Source organism: Burkholderia sp. LMU1-1-1.1 (assembly GCF_040675865.1).
Taxonomy (GTDB): Bacteria; Pseudomonadota; Gammaproteobacteria; order Burkholderiales; family Burkholderiaceae_D; genus Rugamonas.
Window position 1 is genome coordinate 324,109 of record NZ_JBEGHG010000086.1, and the last position, 11,825, is coordinate 335,933.

Here is an 11,825-nt window from a genome sequence, read left to right on the forward strand (position 1 = left end):
ATGTCATTTACACGTCGTAGTCTACTCGTTCCGCTCTCCGTCGTCGCGCTTTCGCTGGCCGCCTGCACCACCACGCCGATCCCGCAGGAAAAGCCGGCCGGACAGCCGACTCCGCCCGCCGCGCCCGCCGTTCCTCCCGCGCCGGCGACCCCGCCCGCCCCGGCGGCGCTGCGGATGGTGCCGACCACCTTCGCCGCGCTGCCCGGCTGGGAGCGCGACGACGTGCGCGCCGCCTGGCCGGCCTTCATGTCTTCTTGCACCGTGCTGGTCAAGCAGCCGCAGTGGAAGGAATCGTGCTCGATCGCGCGCGGCGTCAACGCCGCCGACGACAAGGCCATCCGCACCTTCTTCGAGGCGTTCATGGTGCCGAACCAGGTGATCGCGCCGGACGGGGCCACCGACGGGCTGGTCACCGGCTACTACGAGCCGCTGCTGCGCGGCGCCCGCAAAAAAGGCGGCCCGTATCAAACGCCGCTGTTCAAGGTGCCGGACGACATGGTCACCGTCGATCTGGCCAGCGTCTATCCGGAGCTGAAGGGCATGCGCCTGCGCGGCAAACTGGTCGGCAAGAAGGTGGTGCCGTACGCAACCCGCGCCGACATCGAGAAGGCCGATTTCACCGGTAAGGAATTGCTGTGGGTCGACGATCCGGTGGAATCGTTCTTCCTGCAGGTGCAGGGCTCGGGCCGGGTGCAGCTGACCGACACGCAGGAAACCGTGCGCGTGGCCTACGCCGACCAGAACGGTCATCCGTACAAATCGATCGGCAAGTATCTGGTGGAGAAGGGCGAGTTGACCTTGGAACAGGCGTCCGCGCAGGGCATCAAGGCCTGGATCGCCGGCCATCCGACCCGCATGCAGGAACTATTCAATGTGAACCCGAGCTATGTGTTCTTCAAGGAGGAACGGCTGCCGGACCCGAAAGTCGGTCCGAAGGGCGCGCAGGGCGTGCCGCTGACACCGCAGCGTTCGGTGGCGATCGACGCCTCGCAGCTGCCGCTGGGCGCGCCGATGTTCCTGGCCACCACGATGCCGAACAGCGATATTCCGCTGCAGCGCCTGGTGATGGCGCAGGATACCGGTGGCGCGATCCGTGGCGCGATCCGGGTCGATTACTTCTTCGGCTTCGGCACCGAGGCGGCGGAAAACGCCGGCCGCATGAAGCAGCGCGGCAATGTCTGGGTGTTGTTGCCCAAGCAGCCGTAAAACCTCAGCTTATCTCAACACCAGCACCGGCAAGGTGGTGTGCGCCAGCACCTTGTCGGTCTGGCTGCCCAGCAGCAGCTTGTTGATGCCCTTGTGCCCGTGCGACGCCATCATGATGAGGTCGCAGTCGAATTTCTTCGCCGCCTCGACGATTTCCTCGTACGGGGTGTGCGAGACCGAAATCACCCCTTCGAACGGAATATCGGCCGCGCGCGCGGCCGCCGCGACCTTGTCGATGTAGCCGCGCGCGGCGTCCTGCATCTTGACGGCGAACTGGCCCGAGTCGATCACGGCGCCGCCGTCGCCCATCGACGACAGCGGCAAAGGCTGGATCACCGTGATGCCGACGATCTTGGCGCGATTCAGTTTGGCGAATTCGACCGCCGTCGCGGTCGCCTTGTCCGACAGGTCGGAGCCGTCGGTCGGCAGCAGTATGGTTTTGAACATGGCGCACCCCCTATCAGGATCGGTTGATACTGGAGCCAGCCTAATAGCTTGGCCGGATTTCCGGCGCACGGTAGGGCGGATTACGAGGGGGCCGCCGCCGGCTGCTCGGCCTCGCGCAGCGACGGGGACATGGCCATGCAGGCGGTCAGCACGATGGCCCCCACCGCCACGCACGCGAGGCCGGTGCGGACGCTGAAATGCTCGCCGATATAGCCGGCCGTCAGCGCGCCCAGCGGCGCCACGGCGATGGTCAGGAAGCGCATCGTCGACACCATGCGGCCGAGGTAGGCGTCCGGCGTGACCTTCTGCCGGACGGCCATGTACGGCATGACAAACAGCATCACGCCGCAGTCGAGGAAGAGCGACAAGGCCGCGAACGCCGCCGCGCTGGCCGCCGGATAGCCGAACAGACTGGCCGGTATCATCGGCGTCAGCATGAAGGCGAAGGCGGTCAGGCCGATGCCGATCAGGATGGTGCCGCTGGCGCCATGGCGCCGGGTCAGCGGCTTGAGCAGCATCGAACTGGCCAGCACGCCGAGGCCGCCCACCATCTGCGCCGCCCCCAGCATGCCCGCGTTCATGCCGAGGTCGCGCGTGGCGAACAGCACCGCCAGCGCCGCGTACCCGTAAAACAGCATGTGCCAGGCGCCCACGCTCCAGGCCAGGGTGCGCAGCAGCGGCTGCTTCCAGATGAATTGCAGGCCGTCGCGGATGTCGCGCAGCGGGTGTTTGTCGGACGGCGCCGGCTTGGGATCGTTGGCCTTCAGGTTGCGTAGCAGCAGGATCGACATCACGAAGCCGAGGGCGTTGAGCAGCACCGCGTACGGCGCGGTGAGCCATTGGATCAGCACCCCGGCCAAGCCCGGCGCCAGCAGCCGCGAGGCGGAGTCGGTGGCGGCGAATTTGGATTGCGCGTCCATCAGGCGCTCGCGCCCGATCAGGTTGGTCAGGAAAACCTGCTCGGCGCCGCCGCCGACGACGTTGCACGCGCCGGTGGTAAAGGCGACCGCGTACATCCATTCGACCGACAGCAGGCCCAGCCACCAGGCGGCCGGGATGCTGAACAGGGCGCTGGCCTGGATGGCTTTGCTGGCAAGCAGGATCGGTAGCTTGCGGTTGCGGTCCAGCACCACGCCGGCCGGCAGCGCGAACAGCGCGAACGGCATCGCCGCCGCCGCGCCCAGCATGCCCATCTGCGCAGGCGTGGCCTTGAGCAGCAACACCGCGCACAAGGGCACGGCCAGCGCGCCGATATAGCTGCCGAAGCCGTTGAGGATGGCGCTGAACCAGTAGCGCAGAAAGTCGCTGTTGCCCAGCAGGGGATCAGCGGCCAGCTTGTCGCGCAGCGGGCGGCGGAGTGAGGTAAAAATGGGAGGCTCGCCGAAGTAAGTTGCCAAGCTTCAATAATACCAGCGGCGGTGATAGGCGCTACAATCGACCCCATAATATTCCACCGTGGAGGTACAACCATGCAATATGAAGACCTGATCGTTGAAGTGCACGGCAAAGTCGCGCTGATCCGTCTGAACCGTCCCAAGGCGCTGAACGCGCTCAATGACCGCATGATGAACGAACTTGGCGAGGCGTTGTTCAAGTTTGACGCCGACCCGGCGATCGGTTGCATCGTCCTGACCGGCAGCGAGAAGGCCTTCGCGGCCGGCGCCGACATCGCCGCCATGGTCGACTACACGTATGTGGATACGTATCGGGACAACTACATCGGCCGCAACTGGGAGCACATCCTGCGCGTGCGCAAACCGGTGGTGGGCGCGGTGGCCGGCTACGCGCTGGGCGGCGGCTGCGAACTGGCGATGATGTGCGACTTCCTGATCGCCGCCGACACCGCCAAATTCGGCCAACCGGAGATCAAGATCGGCGTCACTCCGGGCGCCGGCGCCTCGCAGCGCCTGCCGCGCGCGATCGGCAAGGCCAAGGCGATGGATATGCTGTTGACCGCCCGCACCATCGACGCGGTCGAGGCCGAGCGCATCGGCCTGGTGTCGCGCATCGTCCCGGCCGACAAGCTGATCGAGGAAACGCTAGCCGCCGCCACCGTGATCGCCGCCATGCCGACCTCGGTGGCGATGATGGTCAAGGATGCCGTCAACCGCGCCTTCGAGGTGCCGCTGACCGAGGGCGTGGGCTACGAGCGCCGCCTGTTCCACGCCGCGTTCGGCACGCCTGCCCAAAAAGAAGGCATGAAGGCTTTCCTGGAAAAACGGCCGCCCAATTTTGACGGCCTGTAAGCCGCACCGCTCCACTCCCATGCGCATCCTGATTATTGAAGACAATCCCGACATCCTGGCGAACCTGTACGCGTTCCTGGAGGCGAAAGGGCATGTGCTCGACTCGGCGGCGAACGGCTACGCCGGCCTGGCCCTGGCGGCGCAGCACGAGTACGACGTCATCGTGCTGGACGTCATGCTGCCCGGCATGACGGGATTGGAACTGTGCCAGAAGCTGCGCAGCGACTTGCGCGACGCCACGCCGGTGCTGATGCTGACGGCGCGCGATACGCTGGAGGACAAGGTCGCCGGCTTCGACAGCGGCGCCGACGATTACCTGGTCAAGCCGTTCTCGCTGGTCGAGCTGGAGGTGCGCCTGAACGCCTTGCTGCGGCGCGCGCGCGGCCAGACCACCGGCGCCGCCGTGCTCAGCGTCGGCGACTTGCGCTTCGATACCGAGAATTTCGAGGTTAAGCGTGCCGGCACGCCGCTGGCGCTGACCAAGACCGGCTACACCATTCTGAAATGCCTGATGACGCAAGCGCCCAGGCTGGTGCCGCGTGAATTGCTGGAGCAGGAAGTGTGGGGCGAGGACCGTCCGGACAGCGACGCGTTGCGCACCCACATTCATGCGCTGCGCCAGGCGCTCGACAAACCTTTTGAATTCGCCATGCTGCGCACCGTCCCCGGCATCGGCTATAAACTGCTAGCCTCCGATGCCACCGTTTAAATCCTTGCGCCGGCGTATCGTCGTCGCTTACCTGACGTTCGCCGCTGCCGGCATCCTGTTTTTCGCCGTCATCGCCGCCGTCGCCATCGAAGGCATCGAAGTGAAACTGGTGGACGAGCGCCTGCAGGAAGTGGCGGCCTGGGCTTCGCCGCGCCACGCCGGCGGCCTGCCGGTGGAAATGCCGGCCGGCCTGAGCTTCCATCACGACGCTGAAATCCCGCTCTCGTTGCGCGATTTGCCCGATGGTGCGACCGAGATCACCGTCGATGGCGTCGATTTGCATGTCTGGTCCGGCAGGGACGATAACGGACGGTACGCGGTGGTCGATCACGCCAGCGCCTATGAAAAGATCGAGGTGGTGGTGTATGGCATGTTTGCCATCGGGTTTATCGGGTTTTTGATTTGCTCGATGATGTTCGGGGCGTATATCGGCAACAGCATGGTCGCGCCCATCATGGGCCTGGCCTCGGCGGTGCAGGCGCGCCGGCCGGACCTGCCGTTGCAGGACAGTCCGGACGAACTGGGCATCCTGGCGCGCGCTTTTTCGGCCCGTACCAAGGAGTTGACCGAAGTTCTGGACCGCGAGCGCTTCTTCACGGGTGACGTCAGCCATGAGTTGCGCACCCCGCTGACGGTCATCACCGGCGCGGCGGAAATCCTGATGACGCAGGCGCACGCCAATCCCGCCATCCATGCCGCCTCCGAGCGGATCTACCGCGCCGCGCGCGACGCCTCCGACTCGGTCACGGTGCTGTTGCGTCTGGCCCGGTCGCCGGACATGCTGGAGATGACGTCGGTATCGGCGGCCGGACTGGCCGGCGAGGAGGCGGCGCGCTGCCAGCCCCTGACGGCGGCCAAACCGCTGGAGGTGCGGTATGCCGGCGGCGAGGATTTCATGATCTACGCGCCGCGCGAACTGCTGATCGCCGCCATCGGCAACCTGGTGCGCAATGCTTGTCTTTATACCATGCAGGGTGAAGTGGTCGTGCGCCTGGCCGGCCGTTCGCTGATCGTCGAGGATACCGGCCCCGGCTTGCCGGCGGCGGCCCGCGCGCGCCTGCTGAACGAGGCCATCCCCGTCAGCGCCAGCGGCTCGTCGGGCACCGGCCTGGGCTTGGGGCTGGTGCAGCGCATTTGCGCTTATCTCGGCGCGGACCTGGCCTACAGGGAGCGCGTCGGCGGCGGCAGCGTGTTTGAAGTTCGATTTCCTTGAGGAATTAACGTAGATTTAACGCATCTTTGACGCGGAGTTGACCAACTAGTTAGTAAGGTGGAGGCTGGAATCCAGGAGCCTCTGTTGAACGTACACCCGAACTTAACTCTTAGTCATCATCGCGCGCGCTTGCTGCCGTTCCTGCGCGTCAAGCCGTTCTGGCGTGCGCAACGCGTCCATGTTCAGCACCTGACCCTGGCGGCTGCGGCTTTCTTTGTACTTTTGTATAACTTTAGCTTCTGGCAAACGTTTTTTGTCGCCACCGGCGGCTTACAGTTGGCCAATGTGCCGCTGTATATCGCGTCGTTCACATTGCTGACGCTGGCGTTCAACGCTTTCCTGACCTTGTTCAGCTTCCGCTACGTCATCAAGCCGGTGTTGATCCTGCTGTTTTTCGTCACCGCGTCCAGCAGCTATTTCATGAACCGCTACGGTATCGCCATCGACGCTTCGATGCTGCAGAACGTGATGGAAACCGATGTCCACGAGGCGACCGAGTTGTTCAGCTGGAATTTGGTGCTGACGATCGCCGTGCTGGGGGCGTTGCCGTCGGTGCTGGTGTACCGCCTCAAGCTCGAATTTCCGCCGTTGCGCCGCGCGCTGCTGATCAATCCCGCCGTGATCGTGGTGTCGCTGCTGGTCGCCGGCATTCTGATGATGGGATTCTTCAAGACCCTGGCGCCGGCCGTGCGCGAGTACCGCCAGATGCGCTTCCTGCTGACGCCCACCAACGTCATCCAGGCCGGTAACTCTTTCTTCAAACATAAAATGGCGCGCGCGACGGTGATCGCGCCGCTCGGCAGCGACGCCATGAAAGGCACTTTGTGGGCGCAGGAAAAACGCCGCACGGTGACCATCATGGTAGTCGGCGAAACCGCGCGCGCGATGAATTTCTCGCTCAATGGCTACAAGCGCGACACCAATCCGCTGCTGTCGCGCCAGGCCGGACTGCTCAACTTCAGCAATGTGCAATCGTGTGGCACGGCCACGGCGATTTCCGTTCCCTGCCTGTTTTCTGGTTTCGCGCGCGCCGACTATTCTGAGGACAAGGCGAGGGCGCAGGAGGGCTTGCTTGACGTGCTCAGCCATGCAGGCTTGCAGGTGCTGTGGCGCGACAATAACTCGGGTTGCAAAGGCGTGTGCGACCGTGTGACGTATGAGGACATGTCGAAGCCGAAGGCCGGAGATCCGTTCTGTAACAAGGAAGAGTGCTTCGACGAGCGCATGCTGCAGGGCCTGCCGGAAATCATCCGCAACGCCAAGCAGGATCTGGTCATTGTGCTGCACCAGAAAGGCAGCCACGGGCCGGCGTACTGGAAGCGTTATCCGCCCGCGTTCCAGCGTTTCGGCCCGGTGTGCACCAGCAACGAACTGGAAAAGTGCTCGCGCGAATCCATCGTGGCCGCCTACGACAATACCATCGCCTACACCGACTACTTCCTGAGCAAGACCATCGACCTGCTGCGCGCGGCCGGCGCCGCCGACGACGTCGATACCGCCTTCATGTATTTCTCGGACCACGGCGAGTCGCTGGGCGAAAAGAACATGTATCTGCACGGCGCGCCGTATTTCATCTCGCCCGACGAGCAGCGTCACGTTCCCTTCATGCTGTGGCTGGACGAGCGCTACCGCGACCGCTTCAACCTGGACCAGCGCTGCCTGGCGGCGCGGCGCGGACAGGAATTCTCCCACGACAATGTGTTCCATTCCTTCCTCGGCATGCTGAACATCAGCACGGCCGTCTACAACCCCCGACTCGATATTTTCCATGCTTGTACGCTCGCTAACCAGTCTTAAACAAGGAAGCGCGCTGCGGACCATCGACATTTCGTTGATGCTGTCGGGCGTCCTGATCCTCTGGATCGGTAACTACACCAATATCGATCTGGCGCTGGCCGACGCCATGTTCGACCGCGCCAGCGGTACGTTTCCCTGGCACCACGCGTGGCTGGCCGAACGATTCAATCACGGCATATTGAAAACCATCTTGCAGGTGGCGGGCGTGATGGTCGTCGCGCTGGCCGCGTGGGATTGGGCGCGGCCTCGGCCGACCTGGGACGCGTCGCGCCGCACCGGACTGCGCGTGCTCGCGCTATCGGCCATCCTGGTGCCGACCTGCATTAGCGTGCTGAAGCACTTCAGCGATTCGCATTGCCCTTGGGATTTGCAGCGCTATGGCGGCCGCGAGCCCTATGTGCGGCTGCTGGAGATGTTGCCGGCCGGCGTGTCGCCGGGGCAGTGCCTGCCCGGCGGCCATGCGTCCAGCGCGCTGTGGCTGGTGGGGCTGGCCGTGTTCTGGTTGCCGCACCGTCCCCGGATGGCGGCCGCCGTGGGCGGCTTGATGCTGGCGTTCGGCCTGGCGGTCGGCTGGATGCAGCAATTGCGCGGCGCGCATTTCCTGACACACACGCTCTGGTCGATGTGGATCGCCGTATTCATCGTCGACGTTCTCTACCGCACGCTCGGGCCGGCCGAGCGCCGTGCGGAATTGGCCTGATTCGGTAAATTGGGTCACAATCCTGTTGAGTTGTCGCTTTGACCAAAAACAGGAGCACTATGAACGAGCAGATTGCCAGGGACGTCGTCCTGGTGCGCGCCATTGAATTGGCCGACCAGAAGAAAGAAGTGCTGAGCGAGGATGACCGCATGTACGCCAGCCGCAGCGCGCGCGAACTGGCGCAATGGCAGGCCTCGGACAAGCATGCGGACGTCACGCCCGACGATTTCCTGCAGCAGCGCTCGGAACAAATACTGAAACGCCTCGCCGAGCGCACGCCGGCGTTTGCCGGCTTCGCCAAGCGCTCGACCGGCCTGCGGGCGCTGGCCTGGCTGCTGCCGGTGCTGGCGCTGGCGCTGGGCGCCGCGCTGGACCGCATTACCGATCCGCACCGCGTCGATCTGCTGTCGGCGCCGCTGCTGCTGATCATTGCCTGGAACCTGCTGGTCTATCTGGGCTTGTTTATCAGCCTGTTCATTCCCGCGCGCGTCGCGGGCGGGCCGAAGACGGGCCTGATCCGCCGCCTGAGCGTCGGCAAGCTGGCGGTGCCGCGCAAGGTGCCGCCGGTCTTGGCGACGGGATTGCTGGGTTTTATGGGCGAATGGTCGCAACTGAGCGCCAAATTGACGACGGCCCGGCTCGGCCGCACCATCCACCTGAGCGCGGCCATGTTCGCGCTCGGCGCGGTGCTGTCCTTATATGGGCGTGGTCTGCTGTCGCAGTACGCGGCCGGCTGGGAGAGCACCTTCCTCGACGCCACCCAGGTGCATGGCCTGTTGTCCTTTTTGTTCGCGCCGGCCATCGCCGTGTTCCAGTTGCAGGGATTCACCCTGGCCGAGATCGAGGCGCTGCGCTTCCCGCAAACCACCGCGCCCGAAGGCGGCGCCCGCTGGGTCCATCTGTACGCGGCGACGATCTTCCTGCTGGTCGTGCTGCCGCGCCTGGTGCTGGCGCTGGTCGCCAACTGGCGCGCGGCGCGGCTGAGCCGGCGCTTCCCGCTCGACCTCGACCAGCCATATTTCCGCAAACTCAACGAGACCATCGGCACGGGCACCGGCGGCATGCTGCGCGTGTTGCCGTTCAGCTTTACCGTCGACGAAGCCCGGCATCGCGGCTTGGGGCAGATCGCCATCATGCTGTTCGGCGAGCAGGGCCGCATGATGCTGCGGCCGTCGACCTCGTACGGCGAGGAGCCGCGCGAGGTGCTGCGCGACGTCGACCTCAACGATCCGAACGTGACCATGACGGCGGTGCTGTTCAACTTGACGGCGACGCCTGAGAAGGAAAACCATGGCGCCTTCCTCGACTATCTGGTCAAGGCGTCGCCGCGCGGCATCGCCGTTCTGCTCGACGAGTCCTCCTTTGTGGAGCGCATGGGCCAGGCCGACCAGCGCGGCCTTGCCGAGAGAAGCGCCCTATGGCAGGAGTTCTGCCACTTCCATCAGACCACGGCGACCGTCGTGAATCTGCTGGACCCTTCCATCCACCCGCTCGACGCCGGCGTCGGGCTGAAACTGTCGGCTGCCGCATGAGTGTTTCGATTGAAAAAACCGCCGATGCGGTGCAAATCCAGTTCGCACTGATTTCGCATACCAATAATGGCAAGACCACCTTGGCGCGCACCCTGGTCGGCATGGACATTGGCGAGGTGCGCGACGCCGCCCACGTCACGATCTTCGCCGAGTCGCATACCTTGCTGACGACGCCGCAGGGCGACAGCCTGCAATTATGGGATACGCCGGGCTTCGGCGATTCGGTGCGCCTGCTCAAGCGGCTGGGGCAGTCGGGCAACCCGATCGGCTGGTTCCTGCGGGAGGTGCTGGACCGCTACCGCGACCGGCCGTTCTGGCTCAGCCAGAATGCCTTGCGCACCGCCAAGGAATCGGCGGACGTCGTTCTTTATCTGGTCAACTCCTCGGAAAATCCGAGGGATGCCGGCTATGTGCCGGCGGAAATGAAGATACTGGAATGGATAGGCAAGCCGGTGGTGGTGCTCCTGAATCAGACCGGGCGGCCACGGCCCGCTGCGGAAGAGCAAACGGAGCAGGGACGCTGGCGCGAGCATCTGGCGCAGTATCCGGCGGTGCGCGAGGTACTGGCGCTGGATGCCTTCGCGCGCTGCTGGGTACATGAGCGTGTCTTCTATGAAGTGGTCGGAAAATTGCTCGATCCATCGCAGCAGGCCGGTTACGCCCGTTTGTTCGCGACCTGGGAAGCGGCCAACGCGCGCCGCTACGATCACGCGACACGGTTGCTGGCCAAACAGTTGGCGGCCGCCGCGCGCGATAGCGAGGCGGTCGACGCCGTGCCTTCGAGCATGCTCAAGTCGGCCTTGAAGGTCGTCGGCATCGGCAAGAACGAGGAGCAGCAGCGCCAGGACCGCGCCATGGGCAATCTGATCGCGCGGTTGAACCAGGCGACGGTCGAGTCGACGCGCGAATTGCTGATCCTGCACCAGCTCGATCCAACGGACGCCGGCAAGATCAATGAGCGGGTGCGCGAGAACTTCGCCGTGCGCGCCCCTATAGATAAGGCGCAGGCGGGATTGCTGGGCGCGGTGATCTCCGGTGCCGCGACGGGCTTGTCCGCCGACGTGATGGCTGGCGGGCTGACCTTGGGTGGTGGCGCCTTGCTTGGCGGCGTGGTCGGGGCGCTGACGTTCGCCGGCGCGGCCTGGGGTTTCAATTCCAGTACCGACCGTAATCAGGCCGCCGTGCAATTTACTGACGCTTTTATGCGCAATCTGGTGGTGGTCGGCATTTTGCGCTACCTGGCCGTGGCGCACTTCGGGCGGGGACGCGGCAATTTCGTCGAGAACGAGGCGCCGGCTTTCTGGCAGGAAGAGGTCGAGCAGGCGGTCGCGCAGCATGACGCCGCCTTGGTGACATTATGGAACGACCTGCGCCGGGACAAGGCGGACAGCGAGGCGGCGACGGCGTTGATCAAGCGGATAGCGACGACTACCTTGGTGCGGCTGTATCCAGATGTTGCAGACAGGCTTTAAAAGTCCTTGCGGTAATTGTTGCCTCTTGCTATAGTTCGCCCCCTCGCAGAACGACGTACACAAATACGGCGCGAAACGAAGAAGATGAAGAAAAAGAAGTGCTTGACGAAATATTCGAAACGCCTCATAATCTTGCCTCTTCGCTGATGAACACAACGCTTCTTCAGCAAGCAGTACCAAGCAGTACCAAACAAGTTCTTTAAAAATTAACAGTCGATAAGTGTGGACGTTTGATGAAAGTGCACGCGGAGCTTCGGTTCCGCGATACTTAAAATATCAAATGTTCACAAGAAGTAATGAAATAGGCGCTACGAAAGTAGTGGCCTGTCAGTATTTTGAGTGAGCGACCCGTCAGCAATGACGGTGCTACGAAAGTAGCAAATAAACAGAGATTAAACTGAAGAGTTTGATCCTGGCTCAGATTGAACGCTGGCGGCATGCCTTACACATGCAAGTCGAACGGCAGCGCGGGGCAACCTGGCGGCGAGTGGCGAACGGGTGAG

10 protein-coding genes and 1 rRNA gene are annotated in these 11,825 nt (G+C 63.9%); 9 read left to right on the plus strand and 2 right to left on the minus strand.

What is annotated here, in order from left to right; translation table 11 throughout:
* On the plus strand, positions 1-1,206 hold the full coding sequence (locus tag MRBLMU1_RS32615; protein WP_363510926.1) for a murein transglycosylase A: 1,206 nt from the start codon (positions 1-3) through the stop codon (positions 1,204-1,206).
* 9 nt (positions 1,207-1,215) lie between these two features.
* On the opposite strand, the gene MRBLMU1_RS32620 is transcribed toward MRBLMU1_RS32615, so the two are convergent.
* Both MRBLMU1_RS32620 and MRBLMU1_RS32625 read right to left on the minus strand, forming a co-directional pair.
* Positions 1,216-1,653 (minus strand): universal stress protein, encoded by a 438-nt coding sequence (locus MRBLMU1_RS32620; RefSeq protein ID WP_363510929.1) that lies wholly within the window; start codon positions 1,651-1,653, stop codon positions 1,216-1,218.
* An 80-nt stretch (positions 1,654-1,733) separates the two neighbouring features.
* A complete protein-coding gene (locus MRBLMU1_RS32625) occupies positions 1,734-3,050 on the minus strand; it encodes an MFS transporter (RefSeq protein WP_363510931.1) in 1,317 nt (438 codons plus the stop codon).
* 72 nt (positions 3,051-3,122) lie between these two features.
* Between MRBLMU1_RS32625 and MRBLMU1_RS32630 the strand changes: the two genes are divergently transcribed.
* The 8 genes from MRBLMU1_RS32630 to MRBLMU1_RS32665 all read left to right on the plus strand — a co-directional run.
* Complete coding sequence (locus MRBLMU1_RS32630; RefSeq protein WP_363510934.1) at positions 3,123-3,899, plus strand: enoyl-CoA hydratase; 777 nt, start codon at positions 3,123-3,125, stop codon at positions 3,897-3,899.
* 19 nt (positions 3,900-3,918) lie between these two features.
* The gene (locus MRBLMU1_RS32635; protein WP_363510937.1) at positions 3,919-4,608 is read left to right on the plus strand and encodes a response regulator transcription factor; all 690 of its coding nucleotides are present in this window, start codon (positions 3,919-3,921) and stop codon (positions 4,606-4,608) included.
* Positions 4,595-5,821, plus strand: a complete 1,227-nt coding sequence (locus tag MRBLMU1_RS32640; RefSeq protein ID WP_363510940.1) for a sensor histidine kinase — start codon at positions 4,595-4,597, stop codon at positions 5,819-5,821. Before MRBLMU1_RS32635 ends, MRBLMU1_RS32640 begins: the two co-directional genes overlap by 14 nt.
* Positions 5,822-5,905: 84 nt before the next feature.
* A complete protein-coding gene (locus MRBLMU1_RS32645; RefSeq protein ID WP_363510943.1) occupies positions 5,906-7,618 on the plus strand; it encodes a phosphoethanolamine transferase in 1,713 nt (570 codons plus the stop codon).
* Positions 7,590-8,318 carry a phosphatase PAP2 family protein gene (locus MRBLMU1_RS32650; RefSeq protein WP_363510946.1) on the plus strand — a complete coding sequence of 243 codons (729 nt, stop codon included), beginning with the start codon at positions 7,590-7,592 and terminating at the stop codon, positions 8,316-8,318. The genes MRBLMU1_RS32645 and MRBLMU1_RS32650 overlap by 29 nt, the downstream gene beginning before the upstream one ends.
* 59 nt (positions 8,319-8,377) lie before the next feature.
* Entirely contained in the window at positions 8,378-9,850 is a 1,473-nt protein-coding gene (locus MRBLMU1_RS32655; RefSeq protein ID WP_363510948.1) for a DUF2868 domain-containing protein, read from the plus strand.
* A complete protein-coding gene (locus MRBLMU1_RS32660; protein ID WP_363510951.1) occupies positions 9,847-11,322 on the plus strand; it encodes a GTPase domain-containing protein in 1,476 nt (491 codons plus the stop codon). Before MRBLMU1_RS32655 ends, MRBLMU1_RS32660 begins: the two co-directional genes overlap by 4 nt.
* 394 nt (positions 11,323-11,716) lie before the next feature.
* A 16S ribosomal RNA gene (locus MRBLMU1_RS32665) occupies positions 11,717-11,825 on the plus strand; the annotation flags it as partial.